This window comes from Nocardia suismassiliense (assembly GCF_900269665.1).
GTDB lineage: Bacteria > Actinomycetota > Actinomycetes > Mycobacteriales > Mycobacteriaceae > Nocardia > Nocardia suismassiliense.
Map to the genome: position 1 here is coordinate 5,575,959 of NZ_LT985361.1, position 24,831 is coordinate 5,600,789.

At 65.0% G+C, this 24,831-nt stretch carries 27 protein-coding genes; 15 read left to right on the top strand and 12 right to left on the bottom strand.

Features of this window, described 5'->3' with window-relative positions:
• Nucleotides 1-75: 75 nt before the first annotated feature.
• Both DBO33_RS24740 and DBO33_RS24745 read left to right on the top strand, forming a co-directional pair.
• The gene (locus DBO33_RS24740; RefSeq protein WP_325050738.1) at nt 76-675 is read left to right on the top strand and encodes a hemerythrin domain-containing protein; all 600 of its coding nucleotides are present in this window, start codon (nt 76-78) and stop codon (nt 673-675) included.
• 118 nt (nt 676-793) lie between these two features.
• On the top strand, nt 794-2,245 hold the full coding sequence (locus tag DBO33_RS24745; RefSeq protein WP_107657188.1) for an MFS transporter: 1,452 nt from the start codon (nt 794-796) through the stop codon (nt 2,243-2,245).
• Here the strand turns inward: DBO33_RS24745 and DBO33_RS24750 are convergent.
• Entirely contained in the window at nt 2,216-2,707 is a 492-nt protein-coding gene (locus DBO33_RS24750; RefSeq protein WP_199856747.1) for a glycine-rich domain-containing protein, read from the bottom strand. The two genes, DBO33_RS24745 and DBO33_RS24750, sit on opposite strands and share 30 nt — an antisense overlap.
• Nucleotides 2,708-2,719: 12 nt before the next feature.
• On the bottom strand, nt 2,720-3,937 hold the full coding sequence (locus DBO33_RS24755) for a hypothetical protein (protein ID WP_107657190.1): 1,218 nt from the start codon (nt 3,935-3,937) through the stop codon (nt 2,720-2,722).
• Nucleotides 3,938-4,409: 472 nt separating this feature from the next.
• Here DBO33_RS24755 and DBO33_RS24760 point away from each other — a divergent pair, with 472 nt between their 5' ends.
• The 6 genes from DBO33_RS24760 (at nt 4,410) to DBO33_RS24785 (ending at nt 9,674) form a co-directional block, all read left to right on the top strand.
• On the top strand, nt 4,410-4,766 hold the full coding sequence (locus DBO33_RS24760) for a hypothetical protein (RefSeq protein ID WP_107657191.1): 357 nt from the start codon (nt 4,410-4,412) through the stop codon (nt 4,764-4,766).
• Between the two features lie 425 nt (nt 4,767-5,191).
• Nucleotides 5,192-5,323, top strand: coding sequence for a keywimysin-related RiPP (locus DBO33_RS43000; RefSeq protein WP_159080476.1), 132 nt, complete (start codon nt 5,192-5,194; stop codon nt 5,321-5,323).
• A gap of 245 nt (nt 5,324-5,568) precedes the next feature.
• Nucleotides 5,569-7,203: an asparagine synthase-related protein gene (locus tag DBO33_RS24770; protein WP_159080477.1), complete on the top strand. Its 1,635-nt coding sequence runs from the start codon at nt 5,569-5,571 to the stop codon at nt 7,201-7,203.
• Nucleotides 7,200-7,448, top strand: coding sequence for a lasso peptide biosynthesis PqqD family chaperone (locus tag DBO33_RS24775; RefSeq protein ID WP_107657194.1), 249 nt, complete (start codon nt 7,200-7,202; stop codon nt 7,446-7,448). Before DBO33_RS24770 ends, DBO33_RS24775 begins: the two co-directional genes overlap by 4 nt.
• A gap of 8 nt (nt 7,449-7,456) precedes the next feature.
• On the top strand, nt 7,457-7,894 hold the full coding sequence (locus DBO33_RS44745) for a lasso peptide biosynthesis B2 protein (protein ID WP_107660568.1): 438 nt from the start codon (nt 7,457-7,459) through the stop codon (nt 7,892-7,894).
• Nucleotides 7,884-9,674 carry an ABC transporter ATP-binding protein gene (locus DBO33_RS24785; RefSeq protein WP_107657195.1) on the top strand — a complete coding sequence of 597 codons (1,791 nt, stop codon included), beginning with the start codon at nt 7,884-7,886 and terminating at the stop codon, nt 9,672-9,674. The genes DBO33_RS44745 and DBO33_RS24785 overlap by 11 nt, the downstream gene beginning before the upstream one ends.
• 130 nt (nt 9,675-9,804) lie before the next feature.
• On the opposite strand, the gene DBO33_RS24790 is transcribed toward DBO33_RS24785, so the two are convergent.
• The 3 genes from DBO33_RS24790 to xylA form a co-directional block, all read right to left on the bottom strand.
• A complete protein-coding gene (locus DBO33_RS24790; protein ID WP_107657196.1) occupies nt 9,805-10,110 on the bottom strand; it encodes a hypothetical protein in 306 nt (101 codons plus the stop codon).
• Nucleotides 10,111-10,187: 77 nt separating this feature from the next.
• The gene (locus DBO33_RS24795; protein ID WP_107657197.1) at nt 10,188-11,384 is read right to left on the bottom strand and encodes an ROK family protein; all 1,197 of its coding nucleotides are present in this window, start codon (nt 11,382-11,384) and stop codon (nt 10,188-10,190) included.
• A 43-nt stretch (nt 11,385-11,427) separates the two neighbouring features.
• Entirely contained in the window at nt 11,428-12,609 is a 1,182-nt protein-coding gene (gene xylA / locus DBO33_RS24800) for a xylose isomerase (RefSeq protein WP_107657198.1), read from the bottom strand.
• Nucleotides 12,610-12,786: 177 nt separating this feature from the next.
• On the opposite strand from xylA, the gene DBO33_RS24805 reads away from it, so the two are divergent.
• The 4 genes from DBO33_RS24805 (at nt 12,787) to DBO33_RS24820 (ending at nt 14,933) form a co-directional block, all read left to right on the top strand.
• On the top strand, nt 12,787-13,599 hold the full coding sequence (locus DBO33_RS24805) for an Imm49 family immunity protein (RefSeq protein ID WP_159080478.1): 813 nt from the start codon (nt 12,787-12,789) through the stop codon (nt 13,597-13,599).
• Nucleotides 13,596-14,021: a hypothetical protein gene (locus tag DBO33_RS24810; protein WP_107657200.1), complete on the top strand. Its 426-nt coding sequence runs from the start codon at nt 13,596-13,598 to the stop codon at nt 14,019-14,021. The genes DBO33_RS24805 and DBO33_RS24810 overlap by 4 nt, the downstream gene beginning before the upstream one ends.
• Nucleotides 14,022-14,157: 136 nt before the next feature.
• On the top strand, nt 14,158-14,484 hold the full coding sequence (locus DBO33_RS24815) for a DUF3618 domain-containing protein (RefSeq protein WP_107657201.1): 327 nt from the start codon (nt 14,158-14,160) through the stop codon (nt 14,482-14,484).
• An 83-nt stretch (nt 14,485-14,567) separates the two neighbouring features.
• Nucleotides 14,568-14,933, top strand: coding sequence for an STAS domain-containing protein (locus tag DBO33_RS24820; RefSeq protein WP_107657202.1), 366 nt, complete (start codon nt 14,568-14,570; stop codon nt 14,931-14,933).
• Between the two features lie 22 nt (nt 14,934-14,955).
• Here the strand turns inward: DBO33_RS24820 and DBO33_RS24825 are convergent, their stop codons facing one another.
• The gene (locus DBO33_RS24825) at nt 14,956-15,414 is read right to left on the bottom strand and encodes an ATP-binding protein (RefSeq protein ID WP_107657203.1); all 459 of its coding nucleotides are present in this window, start codon (nt 15,412-15,414) and stop codon (nt 14,956-14,958) included.
• A 117-nt stretch (nt 15,415-15,531) separates the two neighbouring features.
• Complete coding sequence (locus DBO33_RS24830; protein ID WP_107657204.1) at nt 15,532-16,470, bottom strand: helix-turn-helix transcriptional regulator; 939 nt, start codon at nt 16,468-16,470, stop codon at nt 15,532-15,534.
• Nucleotides 16,471-16,780: 310 nt separating this feature from the next.
• On the opposite strand from DBO33_RS24830, the gene DBO33_RS24835 reads away from it, so the two are divergent.
• Nucleotides 16,781-17,596 carry an RNA polymerase sigma factor SigF gene (locus DBO33_RS24835; protein WP_234391017.1) on the top strand — a complete coding sequence of 272 codons (816 nt, stop codon included), beginning with the start codon at nt 16,781-16,783 and terminating at the stop codon, nt 17,594-17,596.
• Nucleotides 17,597-17,619: 23 nt separating this feature from the next.
• On the opposite strand, the gene DBO33_RS24840 is transcribed toward DBO33_RS24835, so the two are convergent.
• Complete coding sequence (locus DBO33_RS24840; protein WP_234391393.1) at nt 17,620-18,375, bottom strand: D-alanyl-D-alanine carboxypeptidase family protein; 756 nt, start codon at nt 18,373-18,375, stop codon at nt 17,620-17,622.
• Here DBO33_RS24840 and DBO33_RS44070 point away from each other — a divergent pair.
• Complete coding sequence (locus tag DBO33_RS44070) at nt 18,272-18,649, top strand: hypothetical protein (RefSeq protein WP_234391474.1); 378 nt, start codon at nt 18,272-18,274, stop codon at nt 18,647-18,649. The genes DBO33_RS24840 and DBO33_RS44070 overlap by 104 nt on opposite strands.
• Before the next feature lie 493 nt (nt 18,650-19,142).
• Nucleotides 19,143-20,603 carry a flavin-containing monooxygenase gene (locus tag DBO33_RS24845; RefSeq protein WP_107657206.1) on the top strand — a complete coding sequence of 487 codons (1,461 nt, stop codon included), beginning with the start codon at nt 19,143-19,145 and terminating at the stop codon, nt 20,601-20,603.
• 98 nt (nt 20,604-20,701) lie between these two features.
• Here the strand turns inward: DBO33_RS24845 and DBO33_RS24850 are convergent, their stop codons facing one another.
• From DBO33_RS24850 to DBO33_RS24865, 4 genes are read right to left on the bottom strand one after another with little or no spacing between them, the layout of a single operon-like run.
• On the bottom strand, nt 20,702-21,721 hold the full coding sequence (locus tag DBO33_RS24850; RefSeq protein ID WP_107657207.1) for an ABC transporter substrate-binding protein: 1,020 nt from the start codon (nt 21,719-21,721) through the stop codon (nt 20,702-20,704).
• Between the two features lie 16 nt (nt 21,722-21,737).
• Complete coding sequence (locus tag DBO33_RS24855; RefSeq protein ID WP_199856749.1) at nt 21,738-22,559, bottom strand: ABC transporter ATP-binding protein; 822 nt, start codon at nt 22,557-22,559, stop codon at nt 21,738-21,740.
• A 10-nt stretch (nt 22,560-22,569) separates the two neighbouring features.
• Nucleotides 22,570-23,607, bottom strand: a complete 1,038-nt coding sequence (locus DBO33_RS24860; RefSeq protein ID WP_234391018.1) for a FecCD family ABC transporter permease — start codon at nt 23,605-23,607, stop codon at nt 22,570-22,572.
• Nucleotides 23,604-24,620, bottom strand: coding sequence for a FecCD family ABC transporter permease (locus tag DBO33_RS24865; protein ID WP_107657209.1), 1,017 nt, complete (start codon nt 24,618-24,620; stop codon nt 23,604-23,606). The genes DBO33_RS24860 and DBO33_RS24865 overlap by 4 nt, the downstream gene beginning before the upstream one ends.
• Between the last annotated feature and the right edge of the window lie 211 nt (nt 24,621-24,831).

Consider the following 24,831-nt stretch of genomic DNA (forward strand, 5'->3'; position numbering starts at 1 on the left):
TCCCCGCTGGTTTTCGCGCGCACTCCCGGGGTAGGCGTCCGATATCGGACCTCGACCGAACTCTGAGAAGAGTTGATGTTCATGCACAACAACGACATGGATGCGTTGGCCTTCCTCCGCGCCGATCATGAAAACTTGCTGGGGATACTCGAGTCACTCGAACGCGGGCGCGGCGACGGTGAAGCTGGATTGCGCGCGCGAGGCGATATGGCGACGAGCCTGGTGATGGCGGCGTCGCAACACGAGGTGGTGGAAGAGGAGTTCTTCTGGCCTGCCGTGCGGCGCACACTGCCCGACGGGGACGAGCTCGCGGATCAGGCGATCGCTCAGGAGGAGGCGGCCAAGGAGCTGCTGCAGCAGATAGAGAAATCGGCGGTGGGCAGTACGGAATTCGAGGAGGCGCTCACCGAGTTCAGTGCATCGGCGCGCCTGCACATCGATTTCGAGCAGGGCCAAGTCTGGCCGCGCTTCGCCGCGGCGGAGCGGCCCGAGACGTTGACGGAGCTGGGACGGAAGATGGCGGCCGCACGAAAGTTGGCACCGACTCGCCCACATCCGGAGACACCCGCGAAGCCTGGTGTGCTGAAGACGGCGGGGGTGGTGGTAGCCGCGATCGACAAGCTGCGGGACTTGACCAGCGGTAGGCGATCGAAACAACCCCCGCCGCCGTCCTGATTTCGCGGTCGTCGTGCGGCTCGAGTCGGTTCGGCACCGCACCACGACAGATCGACTCGACGCGGCCTGCTGCCCTGCGGATCGGCGCAGTCTTGCTGCTGCGGGTAGCGTTCGGCGGGTGGTGGGCAGATACTCGCAGGTGTTGCGCAACCTGAATTTTCCGGCCGGTTCTTTCTCCGGACGCAAAAACGACGAACGAGTATTGCGCACTTCAGGAATTCTGCTGATTCTTGCTTGCGCGTTCGTACCGATGATGGACACCTTCATCGCGGGTGTGGCGTTACCCGGCATCCGGCGCGACTTCGGTATCGAGCAAGGGTCGGCGCTGCTGAGTCTGGTGCTGGTCGGATATATCGCGGCATTCGGTTCGCTGCTCATTGTCGGTGGACGGGTCGGTGACCGCTTCGGGCGTCGCCGGGTGCTGTGGGTGTCGGTCGCGGGATTCCTGGTCACTTCGGCGCTCTGTGGATGGGCGCCGAGTTTCGAAGTGCTGGTAGGAAGCCGAATACTGCAGGGCGCCACGGCGGCGTTCGTGATGCCTCAGGTGCTGGGATTGGTGACCGCGCATGCCGGCGCCCGCCGCGAACGGGCGATCAGCTGGTATTCGTCCATGAGTGGAATTTCCGCGCTCGTCGGTCTCATCGGCGGTAGTGCGCTGCTCGAGCTCGCGGGCGGCGGTGGCGCCTGGCGGTGGTTGTTCCTGATCAACATTCCCGTCGGGGTCATCGCATTGCTGCTGTTGCCCCGCCTGGTGCCGGATACCGAACCGAATCGCGGTCAATATATCGATGGGCGCGGCGCGGCATTGTTGTCGCTGACGGTGCTGTCTTTCTTACTGACACTGTCGATGTCGACCATCCTCGGCGCGGGGACCATCGCCCTCGCGGTGGCCACGGTTGCCATCGGCTGGGCCTGGCTCGCCCATCAGCGTCGATGCGCCGCCGGGGGTAAGGCGGCCGTGGTGCCGGAGGGCATGTTCGGCAATCCCGACCTGCGGTGGGCGCTGGCCCTGATGTTGCCGTTCTTCGCGGGTGCGGGCGGATTCCTTTATGCCCTGCCGCAAACATTGCAGGAAGGGCTGGGACATTCGCTTGTCGTCGCCGGATTGCTGACCGCGCCGATGGCGCTGGGATTTCTGGTTTCGTCGTTCGCGGTGCCGCGAATCCGCGGTCGGCTCGGTGTCCGGGCGATCGCGTTGGGGGCGGCGGTGCAAGGCGCCGGGTTGGCAGGCATGGCGGTCGGCGTGACCGCGGCGAACGCGCCGCTGATATGCGTGGCGATGCTGTTGATCGGGACCGGGCAGGGCATCACGCTCGGTTCGATGAACGCGCACATGTTGTCACTCGTGCCCGCCGAGTTGGCCGGGATGGGTGGTGGTGTGCTGCTCACCGCACAGCAGGTCTCCATCGCTACGGGCGCAGCGGTTCTCGGGACGGTGTTCGGCGTGGTCGTTCAGGCGTCCGGGCACCAGACGGCCATGGTGACGGTGCTGGTGGTGCAGGTGCTGTTGGCGGCCGTGGTGATCCTCGCGAGTCTTCGATCAGCTGCCGGGCGCGTCGACCGGTTGTAGCGACGAGATCTCGTGCAGGCTGTGGCCCATCTGCTCGTTCAGGAAGCGCACCATTGTCCACCACCGGCCACCTTCGGCGTCGAACTCGCCGAACCTACTGCAGTACAGCGGAATCCAGCGCAAGAACTGCTCGATCATGACCTCACGCGAGGGCTGCTGCCGACCGTAGTCACCGTAGGAGATCGACCGGTGATGGATGAAATAGCCGCCGGGGAGCCGGTTTTCGCACAGTTCGGTATATTCGCGGGTCTGCAGGATGAGGTAGTGCCACACCTCGTCGATCGCCTGCTCGACGGGCAGGAACAGACCGCTGAGCTCGTCGCGGTGCGCGGACACCAGCGTCAGGTAACGCACCGCCTCGCGGACCTGGATGCGGGCGGTGGGCTCGTCGACCCGATTGTGTTCCCGCACATAACGAACCGTCTCCTCGTACAGGTCGCCGAGAATCTCTTGTTCGGTCATCGGCATGCTCCTTCAGCGCACAAGCCAGGCGTACTTGCCGGACTTGCCGATCGCAATGTGGGTTCTATGCACGGCAATCACCGTCGTGCCGGTCAATCCGCTTGCCGCAGCGGCCAGCTCATCGGCGGACGCACGGTCGAGGGCCGCGCCGTCGAAGGTGGTGTAAGCCAGCTCCGCCTGCGAACCGTCGACGCGCAGCTGGTAGACGAACACCTGCGGACTGATGTCGGCGATGACATCGTCGAGCTCCGCCTGCGAGGTGATGGCGGTGTCGGTGACGAGCAGTTCCTTCTCGCGGCCGCAGAATCGCACGATCTGCCGCGGGTCGGCTGAACCGTCGCCGGTATGCACACAGTCGCCGGTGTTGTACCGGAGCAACGGCATGAACGGGTTGCGGATACTCGATACGACCAGGCTGTGGATACCGCGACTGCCGGGGATCGGCTGCAGCTCGACCTCCATGTCGACCAGGTGCGGGTGGTAGCGGCCCTGCGTATCGCCGTAGTACAGGTACCCGAGCTCGGTACTTCCGAAAAGCTCGACGACCGGGCAGCCGAGCCGTTCGGCAAGGAAACGGCGGACGTTGCGGGGCGTGAATTCGTAACCGTGGATGGCGCTGACCGGGTGCGGGAACCGGTCGCCCGCCGCACGCAGCAGGTACGCGGCGTGATACGACGAACAGTCGAGATGGTAACGGCCGCTGCCCTTTTCGGAGCGAACCGCATCGATCTCTTCGAGCATCCGATCGATAGCCGACGGCGACCAGCAGGCCGGGTCCAGCTCTTGGTTGACATACACCGTCCGGTCATCGAGCCAGCGCCGCGCGATATCGGAGGGCTCGCCACCTTTGGCTTCGTTGACCCGCGCCACATGGTCGGTCGCCAACCGCGTAGTGACAGAGACCCGAGGCACTCCAGCGGCGAACGTGTCGCCGATCTCCGGATGATCGCGCCACACCGCGTAATAGGTCTTCAGCAAGAACAGCGGAGGCCGGATGAGCGGCATGCGGGCGTGATTGGTACCGGTTGACCAGACATACTGCGCCGCACCGGTTTCCAGTGCGGAACGGACCTGTGGGGTCATGAACGAATCCGGGAACGTCTCGGCGAGATCGGATTTCGTGATGATCGGGAAGGAGTTCGCCGCCGCCCATGCGCGATAGAACGGGATGTCGCGGGTCGCCTCGACGAACTCGTGCGGAAGCGGGCGCGTGATACGAGTGTCGGTCATAGTGTCCGGGCAGCCTGGGCCGAGCCGAGCAACCAGCCCGGCCCACGGCCTGCGACTAGGAGATGCAGCCCGCCTTGGAGATGCATCCGTCCTTGGCCCCGGACTCCGAGTTCACCTCGACCCACTTCTCCCAGTTGGCATCTTGAGCGAGGGTCTTGATCAGATCGTTCATGGCGCTTCCCTTCGATCGATGGAACCTGCTTGCAGCGCCCATGGTAAAGCATGAGTAAAGAGATTGCCTGGTGTATGTTTTCGCTCACCGAGCGGAGTTTCTATAGCCAAATCGCATGACATCCTGCGCGATCCAGTCGCGAAGGTTTCGTCACCTGCGGTGATGCCCGGAGATCGGGCGTTATTGCTCCCCCTCCACCTCGACCGAGGAAGCGGCTCCTCTCTGCCTCCACGGTCGAAAACCTGACGAAAGATCAGCAAACTCTACGATTCACCTACGGAGACCAGAGAGTGGGCAAGCATGCAGATCGAAGAACGTCGAACGAGTGTGCCCGCGCTGTGTGCGGTGGCAGTGTGGGGTTTGATTACCGCAGTTCTGACCGCTCCGCTCGCCGCGGCCCTGGTCGGACTGGTCTACCGGTTTCCGATCCCGTTCGGTGACGATGCTCGCGGCATCGAAGAGTTCGGGAATGCGGCAATGGCATCGGTGTACTACCTCGTCAAAGGTGAGGGACCCGTGCTGGCAGCACTCGGTGGCGGCACGGGCTACCTCATCGCGCGGGCCTTTGGACCAGGGTTGCTTCGCGCACTGGCGCTCGCCGTCCTGACTGCTTTCGGCTTGGCCCTGCTCGGCGCCGTAATCCTCGCCGTAAGTTGACAACACAGCGACCTCTCGCGTTCGGACGCGGCGACCGCGATTCGCAGAGCCGTAGCCGGTCAAACCGGCCGCGGCTTCTCGTGGCGGTGATGCGCGCAGGCATGTCTGCCATTCTTCTGACGATATGTCGCTGCCACGACTGCCAATTTGCGCTTTACCGAGCGTTACGAGTGACTTTCCGGGTCGACCACTTGACCGGCTTTAGTTTGCGGCGCAAAATAGTGATCGGGGACGGAGATCACGTCGACAGACGATATCAGGGGAAGTGATTCGCAAATGTGCTGAAGCCCACTGCGATGCGGCGACAGCACATCAAACGCGACAAAATTCTTGTACGGACGCGATCAAGTCTTCCGAGTCGGAGTCACCCGACTCGGAACGAGAACGCCTCCACGGGGGAGTGCGATAAATGGAAGGAAAGAAAAATGGAAAAGAACTCGGAGAAGAAGACGTACGAGAAGCCGGTCGTCGCCAAGTACGGAGATTTCCGTACGCTGACCGGCGGGGTCTTCACCACGCAATCCGACTTCTTCGTCGGACGTCGCGGAATGATCTGATCCGAATTCATCCGGTAATCAGAATTCCAGGGGAGGTTTAACAGATGACTGGCGATGCCCGGACAGGATTTGTCGTACTCCCTGACCATGCGGCGGGAGCGGGCATCGCCAGGCGTCTTCTTCCGTGGGGTCGAACAGTCGCCGAACATGCTTCGGGGCGGCCATGGATAGTGGGCGACTGCCGAGACCGGCCGATCATTCACAAGGTCGGGCCCGCAGCGCGGGTAGCCATACTCGGCCACGCCTTGATCGATGACGATGCGGTGCGTGGGTATGCCGCGTCGGTGAGCTCGGCAGTCCGATGGCGCGCCGTGCTCGACGCCATCGATGGATCCTTTCACTCCGTCATCGAATTATGTGGCGACATCTATGTCCATGGCTCCACGTATGGATCTCGCGGCCTGTACCGGTCCCGAGTCGACGGAATCGACATCGCCTCCGACACAGTGCACGCGCTACAGCACCTCGTAGAAGGGGCGCTCGATGTCAGCGCCCTTGCCGCCCACCTACTCGAGCCGATACCCCATCACCTCGCCCAGCGCCCGTTGCTCGCGGGAATCGAGCCGATATCTCCCGGCACCGGACTGGTCATCACGCCGAACGGGACATCCCGGCCGCTCGAGGGCCCGACAGCGACCACTCCGATTCGAGGCATAGCGGAGGGGGCGCAAGAGGTTCGGCGCCGGCTCGTCGGCGCGGTGTCTGCGCGCACCACTGGCGGCGGCACGGTAACGTCCGAACTTTCCGGCGGCTACGACTCGACATCATTGAGTTTCATCGCCGCGCGAGGCCCTGCCGAGATCAAACTACTGACAGCGCGTGGACGCGACTCCGCGAACGAGGACATCGGCTGGGCGTTGCGCGCCGCCCGGCACCTGCCCGAGGTCGAACACACGATTCTCCCCGAGTCCGAGTTGCCGCTGACATATGCCGGGCTGACGGATGAGCCGACCTGGTTGAACGAACCGTCGCCGCTGATCGTCGGCAGAAGTCGGATGGGCGCAATCGCCCGTCTGGCGTCGACTTTCGGGCCGAGCGTGCACCTGACCGGTCACGGCGGTGACCACGTCTTCAGCGGTTTACCCACGCTCTATCGCGATCTGCTGTGGCGCCGCCCGTTCACGGCATGGCACGGATTGCGAGGCTTTGCCGCGCTGGGTGGATGGCGATGGCGTGACCTGGTGTACGACGCCGTCGAGCCGACCGGTTTCCGCTCGTGGTGGTCGAATAATGCCAGCCCGGCCGTCGGCATGCCCGAGAAGCGCAAACCGGTATTGGGCTGGTCGCTTGTGCCGGCCTTGCCCGGCTGGGCAACCGAAGTCGCCGCACGAGCAATCAGCGAAGGAATCCGATGGATGGCATACACTGCCGCCCCGCTGGCACCTGAGCGCGGACGTCACGTTGAATTGGAGACGATCATCGAGGGCGCCAGAACCGTGGCCGTGTTGAATAAGATGTCGTTGGCTTCGGGTGGACCACCGTTGGCGGCCCCGTATTTCGACGACAGGGTAATCGCCGCTGCCCTGTCCGTGGATGTCCGACACCGCGTCAGCGCATGGACATATAAACCCCTGCTCGCGGCGTCGGTACGCGGAATAGTTCCTGACGAGGTCTTGCAACGCCAGACGAAAGACGACGGCTCGCACGACGTCGAGCTCGGATTGCGAAAACACCGAGACGAACTCGTCGCGTTATGGGAACAGTCACGGCTCGGCAGTGTCGGACTCATCGATGCGAAGAAGCTGAAGCAGTTGTGCGCGAACCCCAGTTCGTTCGAATTGGAAGACGGAACGATGTATACGACGATCGCTTGCGAACTCTGGTTACGCGACCTGGAGCGAAGTTTCATCGGACCGCAGCACAGTAGGGGGATATCATGACACCGAGACCTGGCTTGTCTTTCACGAGAACGGAATACGGGGGCGTGATTCTCGATATCCAGCGTGGCGAGTACTGGCGACTGAATCCCGTTGGGGCGGAAGTGTTCGCATCGCTGGTCGTGGACAGCGGCGCCGACCTCGTCGCGGCGGTGCTCGCTCAGTTCGACATCGATGCGGAAACGGCGCGGCGTGACGTAGCAGAACTGGTCGACCACCTGCTGGACGTTGGATTGGTGGTCGCATGAGTCAGCATATGGCCCTGGGGACCGGATACGAAGCGGATGCGCGCAGGGGCGAAAGATGGTTTGCACGATGGGCCGTTCGAGCCGCCAGGCTTCTGGTCATGTTGCCGCCGCGGCGGATCGAATGGACCTTGCGGCAGTTACATCGAGGAAGTCGTCCGGCGTCGTTCGAAGACGCAGAACGATGGCGACGTCGGGTAGTTGAGGTGAGCCCCGACGCCGCCGGGCGATTCGGGTGCCTCACCAGGTCCGTCGCGACTACGCTCCTGAGCCGACGTTACGGGGCCTGGACGACCTGGTGTGTCGGCGTTCGCACGGAACTACCGTTCGCGGCGCACGCCTGGGTCGAAGCAGACGGCAAACTTGTCGGAGAAGCGGGTGACATGACTACATTCAGCCGATTGATCGCAGTCGGCCCGCAGACGAACGTGGGGGAAGATGTCTACTGAAAACGGCGATGCTCAGCAGCACGATTCGTGGCCACGTCGAGTCCGCGCTCTGCTCGGATTGATTGCACCACAGCGATATTCCCTGCTGGGCGCTACAGCGCTTCTTCTCATCGGCACCGGACTGTCACTGGTGCAACCGCTGCTGGCCGGACAGGTCATTCGCGACGCCGGCGCGGGCAAGACCATCGCATGGTCCCTTGCGGCGCTGGTCGGGGCGTATCTTCTGCACGCGGTCACCGATACCGGTGGCCTCTACATCCTCGAGCGATCCAGCGAGTCCGTGCTCCTGTCGGTACGCAATCGGTTGGCCGGACATCTGTTGAGGTTGCGAATTCCCACACTCGAGTCGCTCCGGGTCGGGGACCTGATTTCGCGCGTGACGCTCGATTCGACGGTGGTGCGTAATGCCGTCGGGTCCAGTCTTGTCCAGATATTGACCGGGACGATCACCCTTGTCGGCACCGTCTCGGTGATGATCTACCTCGACTGGGTACTGTTCTCGATCGTCTTCGTCACCATCGCCATCGCCGCGAGCGCGATGTTGCTGGTGATGGTGCGCATCGAAACGGCCTCGACGCGGCTGCAAGAGAGCGTCGGTGCGCTTTCCGCAGACATCGAACGCGCCCTCACCGCGGTACGTACGGTCAAAGTCAACAACGCCGAGGACCGAGAGCACGAGCACTTGGCCGAGTTGGCCGGTGCGGCATTCACCGCCGGCGTGCGGGCGGCCAGACTGAAGGCCTTGGGAAATCCGGCGATGCACCTGGCGGTCACCGGCTCGTTCGTTGTTTCCCTGCTGGTCGGGGGCGTCCGGGTGGCAAATCATCAGATGGAACTGAGCAGTCTGGTGACGATGATGCTGCTCGCGATGAATCTGCTGATTCCGGTCGGCGACCTCTTCAACGGCTCCGTCGGTTTGCAGCAAGCCCTTGGCGCGCTCAGCCGGATACAGGCGACACTCGCGCTGCCCGCCGAGGACGTCGACGACGCTCTGGAAGGCCGAGCCGAGGCCGGTACCAAGTCGGCGGGTACAACAATCATCAAAGCAACGGAAAATGGGCACCCCGCGCTCGAGTTCCGGAACGTGCACTTCTCCTACGATGAACGAACAATCCTCAAAGGTGTGAATTTCTCCGTTCCACAGAACGGTCATATCGCCTTGGTCGGCCAGTCGGGTGCCGGAAAATCCACGGTATTCTCGCTGGTGAGCAGATTTTATAATCCGGACAACGGTGACATTCTGTTGCGGGGTCGGTCCTATGCCGACCACACTCGCCGGGCCTGGCGCTCGGATATCAGCCTGTTGGAACAGAACGCGCCCCTGCTGTTCGGCAGCCTTCGAGACAATCTGACATACCGGCAACCGGAACTGGGCGACGACGACCTACAGCGCGCAATCGAGCTCGCCGGCCTGACCGACCTTGTCGCCCGACTGCCTCGCGGCCTGGACACCCCCGTGGGCGAGCACGGCATTCTGCTCTCCGGCGGCGAGCGCCAACGCGTCGCTTTGGCACGGGCATTGATCCGCCGCCCAGTACTGATGATGCTGGATGAGCCAACGGCCATGCTGGACGCCGAGACCGAGCAGGCGCTGCACGTGACCATCCAAACAGTGCGAAAAGAATGCGCACTGCTGGTCATTGCCCATCGCCTGTCGACGATCCGTGAAGCAGAGACCGTTATTTTCCTCAAGGACGGGCGCATCATCGACAGTGGCCCGCACGACGAGCTGATCGCGCGGAACGCGAACTATCAGCAGTTGGTCGGCGCGAAGGGGTGACCCACCAGGCGCTATTCGAATCCGGTCAGGTCGGCGATGGAGTAGATGTTGCCACCGCTCTCGGTCTTGCTTCCGTGGATGTCGTCGAGCCATGCCAGCGCGATCGGGCCGAGAGATTTACGTCCGGATGTCAGGTCGTAGTGCGAGAATTCGGCGTTCTCTCGCCGGCGGCGAGCACGCGATTGTTGCTGACCGCCGCACCGAGGTCCCGCCCGATCACCTTGCCATCCGCATCGAAGACGAACAGCAGCGAACGGTCTTCCTGCCCAACCGATTCCATGGAGAGCGGTCCGACGACCACCGCTCCGACGGCCGCCGCGGGCAGCCTGCGCAGGTCGTCGCCGGGATAAACGGGAGGATCAGAGCACGAGACCGTCAACCCGATCAATGCGGCGGCACATACACTCGCCGTTCGCCGGGCCCTGGCTTCGACCATGCGCTAGGAGTTCCTCATCTGCTCGTTGAACACGAGATAACACGGTCAGGCGTGGGTCCGGTTGATCGATATCAGGACTATCCCAGTAGTTCTCCGGTCGTCAACTGCTTCGGCGGCAGCAGGAGGTTCGGTTCGAGGCAGCAGCGGCGGGTGATGAGGGCGGCTGCGCCGCGGGTGACGGCGGTGCTGCCGAAGGCGGAGATGGTGAGCTGAATGGGACGGCGTGCCGCGGCGAGTACGCCGGTGCCGAGTTCGGTGCGGACGCCATGGGCGAGGTGGTCGAACAAGGTTGCGTAGCTGCCGCCGAGCACTGCGGTCGCGACGTCGCAGATGTTGATCAGCGAGGCGAGGGCGGCGCCGAGGGCCTCGCCGGCGTTCTCGACGGCGGTGCGGGCGCGGGTGTCGCCGTGGTCCAGGGCGTGTAGGAGTGCGTCGAGGTTGCGCTGGCCTGCGGTTCGGAGAATGGCGTGCAGTCCGGCGTATTGCTCCACGCAGCCACGGCTGCCGCAAGGACAGGGGCGGCCGGGGCGGGCGATGGTGACGTGGCCCAGTTCGCCGGCGAAACCGCTTCGGCCGCGAAACATGACTCCGCCGATCACTATTCCGGCGCCGATGCCGACATCGCCGGAGACGTAGACGAAGTCGTCGCCGGAGAGTCGGTGTGGCCACACGTGGGCGAGGGCGGCGAGATTGGCTTCGTTGTCCACCGCCACGTTCGTCGCCGGTCGCCCGAGATCAGCCGCGAGTTGATCGCCTGGTCGGATTCCGTTGAGGCCGGGCACATTCGGGGTATGCACGACGGTTCCGTCCTGGACAATGCCGGGTACGGCGAGCCCGATTCCGAGTGGGTCCCGGCCGCATGCGGCGATCGCGGTGCGGACCAGGCCGGCGAGCCGGGGCACGATGTCGGCTGCGGCAGCGTGGCGGTTGTCCACCTCGATTCGCTGCTCGAATTCGGTCGAGCCGTCCAGCCGCTGCACCGTGACGGCGAGGTGCCGTACGTTGATTTCCGCGCCGATCGCGACGGGTCCTGCGGCGGCGAAGTGCAGTGGTCGGGACGGTCGGCCACGTCCCGTGTTCAGCACGGCGCCTTCGGCGAGAATCTGCTGCTGCAGTAGAGGTTCCACGAGGCTGGCGACGGTGGCTTTGGTGAGGCCGGTGCGCTGGGCGAGTTCGGCGCGCGACGCGGGGCCGTCCAACATCGCCACCAGCACCGCCTGGAAGTTCCCCGTCCGCACCTGTCGCAGGTGCACCGGGCTGGACAGGTGCGTCATAGCTCGCGGAACCGAGTGACCCGGCACCACTGTCCCGCAACGCTCACCGTGCGCCGATAAGATGTTCGAGCGCCAGCTGATTCAGCCGGACGAAGCCGTATCCGCGCTCCCCCGCGCGGTCGGCGTCGAACTTCGCCGTCTCCGCATCGACCAGCAGGTCGGCGTAGGTCTCCCCCGCCGCCAGGGTCGGGGTACGCAGCTCATCGACACCCGCGGTCGCCAACGCTTCCCGCACATCAGGATCCGCGCGGAAGGCGCGGGCGCGCTCGCGCAACAGCAGATAGGTCCGCATGTTCGCAGCGGCCGAATCCCACACTCCGGCAAGGTCTTCGGTTCGTGACGGCTTGTAGTCGAAATGCCTTGGCCCGTCGTAGGCCGGTGCGCCGTCCGACCCGCCGTTCTCCAGCAGGTCGACCAAGGCGAAGGCGTTCATCAGGTCGCCGTGCCCGAAGACCAGGTCCTGGTCGTATTTGATGCCGCGCTGGCCGTTCAGGTCGATGTGGAACAGCTTGCCGTGCCACAGCGCTTGCGCGACGCCGTGCGCGAAGTTCAATCCGGCCATCTGCTCATGCCCCACTTCGGGATTGACGCCGACCAGCTCCGGATGCGCGAGCGTGGTGATGAACGCCAGCGCGTGCCCGACGGTCGGCAACAGGATGTCACCGCGTGGCTCGTTGGGTTTGGGCTCGATCGCGAACCGGACGTCGTATCCGCGGTCCCGCACGAATCCGGTGAGCACGTCGAGACTTTCGCGGTAGCGGTCCAAGGCCGCGCGCACATCCTTGGCGCTGTCGTACTCCGCGCCTTCGCGCCCGCCCCACAGCACATAGGTCCGCGCGCCCAGCTCAGCCGCCAACTCCACATTGCGCAGGACCTTGCGCATCGCGAACCGGCGCACTTGCCGATCGTTGCTGGTGAATCCGCCGTCCTTGAACACCGGATGGGTGAACAGATTGGTGGTCACCATGGGAACCACGAGCCCGGTTTCGGCCAGCGCGGTCCGCAGTCGCGCGATGCGGCGGTCTCGTTCGGTGGCGGACGCGCCGAACGGAATCAGGTCATCGTCGTGGAAGCTGAGACCGTAGGCGCCCAGCTCCGCGAGTCGATGCACCGCGTCGACCGCGTCCAGTTCCGGTCGAGTGGCGTCCCCGAACGGGTCCCTCCCCTGCCACCCCACCGTCCACAATCCGAAGGAGAACTTGTCGGCGGGAGTTGGCGCAACCATATCGATCCTAGAGTTAATTCAGATATTGAACTAAGCATGTTCGAGCGTACCCGCTACCTTGCGCTCAGAGGCTGGGGTCGATGTCATTTGTCTGTGCGACAAGCCATTTGGGGTCTGCACCGCAGGATGCGTCGATTGCCGGATCGGTGGCGTATGTCCACCCACTATGTTGGTCGCATGAGTGCCGCCCCCTCACCCCACACCGACAGCGCCACCCTGACCGCGTTGTACGACGAGCTGGATCGTGCTGCGGGAGCGACGGATCAGGTCGGCGCGGCGGGGCTGCCGAGCCTGATCGAGGCGTTGTGGAACTACCTCGAAGCGATGGCGGCCGAGGACCCGGCAATGACGCACCGGCACGCACGACCCGCCGTGCTGACGTTGTCGAACGCGACCAGTTCATATTTCGGCGCGCGGCTACGGCACACCTCGGATACGGCGCGGTGCGACCTACCGCTGCTACGCATGTCGGTGACAACGGGCCGTGACGAAGAGCTCGGCACACCCTCGGTGCACGAGTGGATCGAGGCATTCGAACTGACGCTGATCTGCCGCAACGGTCCGCGTGACTTCTATCTGCGCAGCCAGTTCCACACGATGTACCACCCGAACCTGTGGACACTGGCCGACGCCGCGGAGCTGCGCGTGCCCTACGCCTACGCCGCCGCCCTGTCGGCGCTGCTGCAGCGGGCCCGCTGGCCACGCAACAAGGACGTCAAAGCCGCTGTCGCCCAATTGCTTCCGCCCGCGCTGGATCGGCTCGCCGAGGCACCGGCCGATTCGGCATGGCTGCCACGTATCCGGATCATCGAGCGACTCGCCGCCAAGAAGGACATCAGCCAGGAGCTGGCCGACGCGATGCGCAACCCGCCGCGGTCTCGCATCGCCTGGCCGCTGCTGGCGCTCGCCGCGCTGGCACATGATCTGAAGGTCCCGGCAGCCATCGAATCCGATTATCTACCAAGCCGATTCGTCGACTGGAAGTCATGACCGATCCGATCGAGCTGCCGAGCAAGCGCGGGCACTACCGGCTCAAGCGTCAGAAGGGCGGGATCGGATACTTCGGCGAGGTGACCGTGGCGGTGGGCGCAGCAACGAAACCCATTCGAAACCAGGCTGTTTGGGCCGTAGACCCCGCCGATACCAGCTCGATCCAACCGCGGTTGGACCCAGAACTCGTCGACGCGGCGCTGCGCGGGGCCGAGGACGGGCTCGGTCTGCTCTCCCGAATCGGAGTCGACGTATCGAACCTGGTTGTCCACATCACCCATGTTCAGCTCGACCTCACCGACATCGAGGAGACCGCGGTCCGGACCGCCGCGGCGCTCGCCGTCGCAGGCAGTCACGCACCGCCGGGTCGATTCTCGGCCGAGTACGACGGCGGCTGGCGGGCCGTGGTGCGCCCACTCTGACCACACACGGCCATATCGTGCTGCGGCATCGTGCCGTGCCGGTCGAACCCTGAAGACGCCGGGTTTGGGAATCGCGAAGCGGGCCATTTCGGTCTTGTAGGAGCCGCTCCCCGGCGATCGAGAACGGACAACAGCGATGAACGATAAGAGAAACCCGTCCGCTGAGTCACCCGAGACGGAACTGCTGCGGGCCGACCGCGACCTGACCCGCGAGGAGTTGGGCCAGACCATCGCGGAGCTGACCGATAAGTTCGATGTTCGAGGAAGGGTCGAGGGCAGACTGCGGGAAACCGCCGAAACCGCCCGAGCGAAAGCGACCGGGGTGACCGGCGTCGCCCAAGACAGGGCAGTCCAGCTCGCGGCCGTGGCAAACAGCAGGCGGGTGCCACTTGCTGCCGCAATCGCGGTAGTTGTCGCGGCCTTGGCCGGCTGGCTGATCCTGCGCGACCGCCGGAGCAGCTGAGGCGGTCGGTCAGCCGAGCGCGGCGCGACTGCGCCGCTGGCAAAGTGCGGGCTACGCACCGACGATGGCTTTATAGTGCCCAGGTGACTGAGCGTGAGCAGGAGTTGTCGCCGCTGCAAGTCGAGCATCGCATGGTCGGTGAGGTTGCGGTGGTAGCGATACGGGGTGAGGTCGGCACCGACACGGCTGAGCAGCTGGCGACGGCGGTCCGGGCCGGGCTGGATCGCACCCGCGCTGCGTTCTGTGTGCTCGATCTGACCGATGTGCGATTCCTCGGTGGCGCGGGCTTGACGACCCTCGCCGCGACCAGCAGGGAAGCGGAAACCCGCCGGGAGCCGCTGCGCATCGTCGTCGACGCCAATCGCCCGGTCATTCGTCCCCTCGAAATCTCGGGTCTCGAGCGGTTTCTGGCCCTCTACCACAGCGTGGAAGACGCCCTCGCCGCGTGACTCGGACCTGTCGAGACGACGTCTAGATACCGGGTGCCGGGTCCTGCGGATCGGGCGCCGGGGCCACGGGTGAAAGCCGGGGCCGATCGAGCGGAAGCTCAGCCCACACCGTCTTGAATCGCTGATGATGCACGACTCCCCAGGCGAGGGCCAGTCGGTCGAGCAGAATCATCCCGCGCCCACCGGTCAGATCCGGCTCGCGCACGTAAGGGTCCCCCCGTCCGCCGTCATCGACCTCGATCCGCAGCCGACCCGAGCCCGCGAACACCGTGAGGCGGCAGCGCCAGGGTGGGCGTGCGTGCTCGCGGGCGTTGGCGACCATCTCATCGGTGACCAGGACCGCGTCCTCGACAACGACACTGTCATCCGGTGCGAGCAGCGTCCGTACCGCATCCCGAATCCGCCAGTCCGGCGTGACCTCGAGGTCGAACTCCAAACCCTGTTCATCATCGTTCGGGATCGGCCACGCGGGCGTCCTCATTCCGGCTTCCTCCGCTCGCCGTAGGCCAAAGATAACGTCTGGCTACCCATGAAGCTTGCCAGGAAACCTGGCTGCGGCCCGGCTCGGGCGGCAAGGTCGCTCCAGCTGGACGTTTGGTCAGCTGTGCAGGGTTCGGCTCGGATGCTCGCCGTAGGTGCGCTTGTAGGCGACCGCGAAGCGCCCCGGATGCGTGAATCCCCAGTCGTACGCGACAGCGGTCACGGTGGTGCTGTCACCGGGACCAGCGGCACGGAGTTGCTGACGGGCCGCGTCCAGGCGCAGCCGCCGCAGGTGCGCCAACGGGGTGGTGTCGAGGTGTCTGCGGAAGGCCAGTTGCAGTGCCCGCACCGTGACGGACGAGGCCGTGGCGATATCGGCGACGGACAGATCGTCGCGGAGGTGGGACTCGATGTAGGCGAGGGCGCGGCGCACCGCGGCCGGGTGGGCGTCCCGCCGGTCGGCCGCGGTCGGTTCGATCGCAACCGTGGTCGGCATGGTGTCGAGCACGGTCGCGACCAAGTAGTCCGCCGAGGTCGCCGCGACGAGATCGCCGGCCGCCGGGTCCGCCGCGACCTGCTGCAGATGCTCGACCACCCGAGCCAGGCGGTGTCCCGCACCAGCGGTGATCGGCCGACGTTGAATGGGAAGTCCCGCCACTGCGGGCGCGCCGACCCTGGCGAACAAGGCCGAATCGAACATGGTGATGCTGTACCGGGCCGAGCGGATCATCCCGCGGTGCGGTAGGTCGGGTGCGCTCAGCAACCCGATCTCCCCGGCGTGCAACACGTTCGGGCCCGAATAGCGGTAAGCCTGCTCGATCGTGCCGGTATGCACCGAACACAGACATATCTTCCCGAGTCGATCGGCGTCGTAGCTCATGTCGAATCCGAGATCCAACTGATCCAAGATGACCGGGCCGAGCAGGTCGCGCCGGATATGCGCCGACGCGCCGCGCCGTCCGCCGTTGCCGATGCCGATGCTCATCGTTGTGTACGCACCGTTGAGGAACACCTCGATCGCAGCGAGGTCGTTGCTGTCGAAAACCAGAGTCCCCACGATCCGTTCTCGTTCCTGTGTCGGGCGGCATCAGTCGATCAAGCCCTGCGTAGGGAGCGTGGTACTGCCCCCTGGCGCTGCGTGTCAGCAAGCTTGCGTACTAGGCGAAATATCCGAACTCGAATCCCTCAAACGGTGAAACCTCGTGGTCGATTCTTCGTTATCTGTCCTGCCGCGGCACGTAGCGTTTCGCAATCGGTGCTGACACCCGCTGCTCGCTGCTGAAATGCTCGGGTGGCGTCCAGTCGGATGAGAACGTTCAGACCCCAGAGCGGAGCTCACGGCGAAGGTTGACGCGCGGAGGTTTGTCGTGACCCCCCTCAGTACTTCCCGTCCCCGCCCGGCCCGCCGCCACGGCCGCAATTCCTATGACGGAATCGAAGAGTGGCTGACGAAGCTGGCGGACCTGCCGCCGGGTTCTGCCGAACACTCCCGCATGCGCACGGAGATCCAGCATTTGTGCCTGCCGCTGGCCGATCACATCGCGCGGCGCTATTCCGGACGCGGACAGCACTACGAGGACCTGTATCAGGTCGCCAGTCTCGGGCTGGTCGCCGCCATCGACCGCTACGACGCCGCTCGGGAGACGCCGTTCCTCGCCTTCGCGGTGCCCACCGTTCTGGGTGAAGTTCGTCGCCACTTCCGCGACCACGGCTGGTCCGTGCGAGTTCCGCGGCGCACCAAGGAGATTCAGCTGGCCTTGGCCCCGGCCATCGAAACCCTGTGCCATCGGCTGTCCCGGATGCCGACCGCCATCGAGATCGCCATCGAACTGGGCGTCGACCTGCTCGAGGCGACCCAGGCCATGCTCGCCGCCAACGCCTACACCAGCGACTCGCTCGACACCTCGGCCTACGACAACGATGACGAGTACGCCCCCAGCGTGGCCAACACCCTGGGCACAGAAGACTCCGGGTACCGGATCACCGAGGAGGCGCTCACGCTCGCTCCGCTGCTCGACGAACTTCCACCCCGCGAGCGGCTCGTGCTGCATCTACGGTTCTTCGGCGACCAAACCCAAGCACAGATCGCCGAGCGGTTAGGCGTTTCGCAGATGCAGGTCTCGCGCATCATCAGCAGAACGCTGGCTCAGCTCAGAGAGCGCGCGCTACCGCGAGAAGACTGACTCTCTGCAGTACCGCTGCACCGCTAACCGATCGGCAGCGCGCTGAAGATCGGGCCGTAAAACCAGTCCAGCATGCGTTCGGCGTCGTCCTTCGCGGCGACGGCGCCGTGGGTCGAGCTGTGCAGGACCACGCCGACCAACGGTATTCCGGCGCGCACCGTCTGGAACAGCAGGCACGTTCCCGCAGCGTCGGTGTATCCGGTTTTGATGCCGACCGCGCCGGGATAGTCGCCCAGCAGCATGTTCGTGGTGTGCCAGTGGTGCTCACGGTTGCCGGGGCCGGCGGGCAGGTGATAGCTGTGCGTGCCGACGATGTCGCGGAACACCGGTTGGCTCATCGCGCGCAGGCCCAGGGTCACCAAGTCCGCCGGTGTGGAGGAATTCGAGTCGTCGTTCGGGACGGGAAGACCACTGGGGTCGGTGAAATGCGTTCCCGCCAGGCCCATTTGACGCGCGGTGTCGTTCATCCTGGTGATGAATCCGTGCTGGCCGGGCCCGAACGCCTCAGCCAGCGTGTAGGTGGCGTCACAGCCCGACGGCAGCATCATCGCGTAGAGGAGCTGGCGTGCGGTGAGCACCTCACCGGGGGCAAGGCCCGCGGTGCTTCCGTCGTGCCTGACGCAGTAGGCGATGCTTTCGTGCGGCACGGTGATAGTCCGTTCGAGGTCACCGGCGTTGACCACCACCAGTGCCGTCATGACCTTGGTGATGCTCGCTATCGGAACGACCGTGTTCGGCTGCCGCGACCACAGCACCGTACCGGCAATCCCCTCCGCCAGCGCCGCCGCCGACGCCTGTACGCCATCCGGTTCTGCACTCGTCCACGGCAATTGCGGCCAGGACACCTGGCTCTGGGCGGGGGTAGCCGCGACGCTCTGCCCGACTGCCACGAGCAGCACTCCGGCGACCACGCTCTGCAACAATCGGGCAAATATGCGCATGGTCGACATTCTGCCGCGCCACCTCGCCGATCAGCGGGATTTGATCGACGAATCGACCCGCGATTCCGTATCCATGCCCATCACCATCGAACACCGGCAGCAAACACAGTGAGCGGGGTGACCCGCGAGCGGAACGCGGGGGCGTCGGCCCGCGGCGAGCAAGTACCCCTACTGCGATAGCGCCGCTCGACCGACCATATGCCGAACGCGGCCGACGAGTGCACCGGTCGCGAAATCATGAGATCCGCCGGGACTCTCGGCCGCAATAGCAGCGTCAGCTTCAATATTCACGGAACGGGCGGCGGACCCATTCCTATTGAACGTGTCAATTCATGCGCGACCCACCCGTGCGAGGTGGGCAAAGTTCCGAACGGAAGTGTGGTAAGAAACTATCGACTGCGGAGGCTGTGCGCCGATTGCCGGCAATAGCATCCGCTACACGTCTCGATAATCTGCCGGTGGGCCAACGTCTCCGCCTGCCAAAAACTTGATTGTTCCTGGAGCTGTGGATGCGCGTTGCTTGCGTATCCCTGATGAAAGGCGTGGTGCTGCGGTGCATTACACGGCGATTGTGGTGGGGGCGGGGTTCGGGNGGGGGGATCGGGATGGGGGTTGCGCTTAAACGGGCTGGTATCGATGATTTTCTGATCCTGGAGAAGGAGAACGGGGTCGGCGGCGTCTGGCGGGACAATGTCTACCCGGGGTGCAATTGTGATGTCCCGTCTCATTTGTATTCGTTCTCCTTCGCGCCCTACCGCGATCGGCACATTCGCTATCCGGGACAGGAACAGATTCTGGATTATCTGAGCAGGGTTGCCGCCGATGAGGGTTTGCTACCGCACCTTCAGGTGGGTTGTCCGGTCAGTGAGGCCACGTATCTGGAAGATCAGGGTTGTTGGGAGGTGATCACCGCGGCGGGGCTGCGCATGGTGGCTGATGTAGTGATCTTCGCGGTCGGGCAGCTTCATCGCCCGCAGCTACCCGAGTTTCCCGGCGAAGCCGACTTCGCCGGTCCGGCGTTCCACACCGCGCGGTGGGATCACCGACATGATCTACGCGGTCTCGATGTCGCGGTGATCGGCACGGGGTCGAGTGCGGCCCAGATTCTGCCCACGCTGGCCGAGACCGCTGGCCGTGTGCGTGTTTTTCAACGAACCGCGCATTGGGTGCTACCGAAACCGCGGAAGGATTTCGGGCGTCTCGCCCGAGCGGTCTTGGCGCTACCGGGCGGGCACCACTTGTATCGGCAAGCACTGCATTACAGCGCCGATACCGTGCTCGCCCCGGTGATGTGGCGCGGCTGGTCGGCGCGACCTGTCGAATGGCTGGCGCGCTGGTATCTGCGTCGCACGATCTCGGACCCTGCGCTGCGCGCGGCCGTGACACCGGACTATGCGATCGGCGGCAAACGCATCGTCCTCGACAGCGAGTACTACGCGACACTGGCATATCCGAATGTCGAGCTCGTCACCGCGCCGATCGCCAAGATGACGAAGGAAGGGCTCGAAACCACCGACGGTGCGCAACACAAGGCTGACGCCGTTGTTTACGCCACCGGCTTCAAGGCTCCGGAATTCCTGGTGCCGGTGCGGGTGCGCGGCCGCCGCGGGGTCGAGCTGGCAGCACAGTGGACCGGCGGCGCGAGCGCCTTCCTGGGAATCGCGGTCCCGAATTTCCCGAATCTGTTCCTGCTCGCCGGCCCGAACAGTTTCAACAGCGCAGGCAGTAACCCTGCGATGAAAGAGCTTCAGATGCAGTACATCCTGGAATGCCTGCGCTGGCGTGATCGGGTCGACGCTGCCGCAATCGAGGTCACCGAGGCGGCAATGGACAATTACCAGCGGTGGCTGGAACAGGCGATCGCCACGACGGTGTGGCCGCCCGCGTCCAGCTGGTATCGGCATCGCAGCGGGCGCGTCACAAACCCGTGGCCGGCGTCAGCCCGCACCTATCGGCGCATGCTGGACAGCTATGGCCCGGAATCGTGTTTCCATGCGTCGAATAGACGGCGCGACCTCGACATGCCCGAAGCCGCAGTGTCTCGGCCACCGCGCGCTGTTTGTTGAACGACGCCGACCGACAGCCGACCCATGAAGCGAGAAGAGCCGAAACCCTTATTTTGCAAAGGGTTTCGGCTTACCTCGAAGGCTCTCGTCTGCGACGCTCAGCCCAGGAACTTGCCGAGATCGTCGAGCACTCGCATCGCGCCGATCGGACCGAGTCCGAGGAACCACACCTCGTCATCGACCGCGATGGCGTGCCCGGCCTTGACCGCGCTCATGTTCCGCCAGATCGGGCCCTCGGTCACGGCCTTCTGGTCCGGCGAGACATCCGCGCCGTAACTCGAGTAGAAGATCCAGTCTCCGGCGGCCTGGTCGATGTTCTCCTTCGAGACCTCCACCGCCAGCTCGTCGACGTTCTGATTCGCCGGTCTCGGCAGGCCGATATCGGCGAGGATGACGCCGATGAAGGACTTCTTGCCGTACAGGCGGATGTTGCCGCTCATGTAACGAACGAGTGAAATCGTCGGCGCGCCAGTCAGTTTGGCTTTCACCTGATTGGCCTTGGTCTGATATTCGTTGAGCAGCTTGGTGGCCTGCTCCTCCGCGCCGAGTGCGGCGCCGACCAGCAGGAAGTTCTCTTTCCACGGGAAGCCCGGCCGGATCGAGAAGACGGTCGGCGCGATGGCCGACAACTGCGGATAGAGGTCGTTGACGCGTAACTTGCTGCCCAGGATCAGATCTGGTTTCAACGATGCGATCTTCTCGAGGTCGAGCGTGTTGGTCGGGCCCACCGTCGCGATGTTCTGCACGCGGTCGGCCAGATACGACGGCACTCCTTGCTGTCCGGCGGTGGTGGCCATGCCGACCGGTGTCACGCCGAGTGCGAGGACGTCGTCCAACTCGCCGGAGTCGAGGACGATTACCCGCTCGGGCTTTTTCTCGATGCGAGTCTGTCCCATTGCTTGGGTTACCGTGCGCGGAAATACGCCGGGCCCGACGTCCGCTTTGAGTTTGGCGGTCTCGGTATCGGCGGTGGCGAACAGTGCCCCGCCGGTGGCGGCATTCTTTTCACCGTGACCGGGGTCGCCCGCGCCGGCGGGGGTGGTGGCGGGATCGGTGCCGCATGCGGCGAGCAGTGCGGCGGCGGCCACGGCGACCACCGCTTGTGTCCATCGGACCATTGGTGTGATTCCTTTCCTAGGACTGGGTGGCGGGCACGGCGGCCCGGCCGGAGCGATGTCGTCCGATGGGAACGACCATCGGGGTGCCGGATACGGGGTCCGGGATGATCTGTGACGGAATGCCGAAGACGTCCTCGACCAACTCCGCGGTGAGGATGTCGGAGGGGGCGCCCTCGCAGGCGATCTCGCCGGCTTTCATGGCGATGAGGTGATCGCCGTAGCGGGCGGCCAGGTTGAGGTCGTGCATCACGATCACCACGGTGGTGCCGTCGGTGGTGTTCAGATCCGCGAGCAGGTCCAGCACCTCCACCTGGTGGGAGATATCGAGGAAGGTGGTCGGCTCGTCCAGCAGCATGATCGGGGTGCGCTGGGCCAGTGCCATGGCGATCCACACCCGCTGGCGCTGGCCGCCGGACAGTTCGTCGACCGAGCGCGACGCCAGCTCGACGGTGTCGGTGACCTGCAAAGCGCGCGCGACCGCCGCGTCGTCCTCGGGTGACCAGCGGCGGAACATGCCCTGGTGCGGATAGCGTCCGCGACCGACCAGATCCGCGACGGTGATCCCCTCGGGCGCGACCGGGGATTGTGGCAGCAGTCCCAGCTCTCGCGCGACGTCCTTGCTGCGCAGCGAGGAGATCGGCGCACCGCCTAAATAGACCGCACCGTGTGTGGGCGCGAGCAACCGCGCCAGGCCGCGCAGCAACGTCGACTTTCCGCACGCGTTGGTGCCGACGATCATCGTCACCAAGCCCTCTGGGATGCGCACGGTGAGGTCGTTGACGATCGTCACCGGTCCATAGCCGAGCCGCAGGTTCTCGGTGTGCAGAGTTGGTGTCACGACATCCCTTTCAGACACGCCCGGCTCGGTTGGCCGCGGCGAGCAGCCACAACAGATACGGCGCGCCGACCGCACCGGTGACCACCCCGACCGGCAGCGGGTTGCCGAGCAGATGCTGTGCGACGAAATCGGCGAGCAGCGTGACCAGCGCGCCGGTGAGCGCGGCCGGTACCAATGCCGTGCGACCACCGCCGGTCAGCCGGGTGGCGATCGGGTTCGCGACGAAGGCGACGAACGCGATGGGGCCGGCGACCGCGGTCGCGAAAGCCACACTGGCGGTGGCGATCAGCAGCAACAGCAGCCGCGTGCGTTCGACCCGCAGGCCCAGGCCGGCCCCGACGTCGTCGCCGAGCTGCAATCCGTTGAGCGCGGGGGCGAGCAGCGCGGCGGCGGGCACCAGCACCACCAGAGCGATCGCCAGCGGCATGACCGCGTGCCAGCTCCGGCCATTGAGGTTGCCGATCATCCAGACCAGCGCCTGCTGGGCGAGCGCGACATCGGCCCACGTCATGAGGTACGACACGATGCTGGTCAGCACCGCGCCGACACCGACGCCGATCAGCACGAGACGAAAACCGTTCACTCCGCCGCGCCGTGCGAGGCTGTAGATCACCGCGCCCGTGACGACCGCGCCGACGAAAGCGGCCAGCGACAACGCCGTGCCGGACAATCCGAAGACGATCAGACCGGCGACGGCGGCCGCGCTCGCGCCCTGCGAAATGCCGATCACATCCGGACTGGCCAGCGGGTTCCGTAACAAGCGCTGAAACAGCGTGCCGCCGATGCCGAAAGCGATACCGACCAGCGTGGCGGCGACCGCTCGCGGCAACCGCAGCTGCCTGACCACGAACGCGTCCTGCCCGCCGCCGCCACCGAGCAGAATGTTCGGAATATCGCTCAGCGGAACCGAATACGAGCCGACGGTGAGTGACAGCGCGAAAACCACCACCAGCGCGAGGAACAATGCGAGCGCTACCAGCCGTGCGCGAGTCGTGCCGCTGCGTCGAGCATGGACGACGGCAGCCAGCGAGGCCGTATCGATGCTCACGCCTTCACCAGCTTCCGGCGTCGCACCAACATGACCAGCAACGGCCCGCCGATGACGGCGGTCACGACACCGACCTGCACCTCGGCGGGTCGCGCGATGACACGGCCGACCACATCCGCGACCAGCAGCAGGATCGCGGCGATCACTGCGGAATACGGCAGCAGCCACCGGTGATCGGGGCCGGTGATCAGCCTGGCCGCGTGCGGAACCATCAGGCCGACGAAGGCGATGGGTCCGGCGATGGCCGTCGCCGCGCCGCACAGCACGACCACCGCGAGCGCGGCGACACCGCGGGCGACCGGCACATTCTGGCCCAGCGCGCGGGCCACGTCGGTGCCGAGCGCCAGCGCGTTCAACATTCGCGCCGACATCGCCGCGAGCAGGATGCCGACTGCGAGGAACGGCACTGCCTGTGCAACGGTCGGCAGATCACGCTCGGCGAGCGAGCCCACCTGCCAGAAACGGTACTGATCGAAGGTGGTGGTGTCGGTCAGCAGCAACCCGCTGGTCACCGACTGCAACGCGGCGGTCACCGCGGCTCCGGCGAGCGCGAGCTTCATCGGCGTGGCACCGTCGCGGCCGAGCGAACTGACGAAATACACGACCGCGCCCGCGACCGCGGCACCTGCGAAGCCGAACCACACGTAGCCGGTCACCGAGGTCACACCGAGCACACTGATCCCGAGCACGACGAACAAGGCTGCGCCTGCGTTGACACCCAGCAGTCCGGGATCGGCGAGCGGGTTTCGCGTCGCTCCCTGAATGATCGATCCGGCCAGTCCCAGCGCGATACCGACCAGCACGCCGACCGCGGTGCGCGGCAGCCGCAGATCGCGCACGACGGCGTGATCGACATCGACCGGGTTGTAGCGGAGCAACGCGTCCAGCACGGTCGTGAAGGTCAACGCACGTGAGCCGACGCTGATGCTCAGCACCACCGCGAACGCGAGTACTGCCAGTAGCAGCACCAGCCCCATGGCGAGCGGGAGCGTCCTGGTGCGGGCGCGATCCATCTGTGTCGGTCACCTTCGATTTCGATCAATACGGTTTGCCTACCCTAATTGACCGGTGGGGGTCCTGAGCCACCGGCTGGCAACATTGGTTGGGTCCAGATCGAAACTCGCTGGGGTCCGGTCACCCCACCGCGGCGGTCAACGAACCAGGAGCAGCTGCGCGGAGCGGGTCGTTCACCGATGCGTGTTCGGACTGGTTCCGTGCCAGACT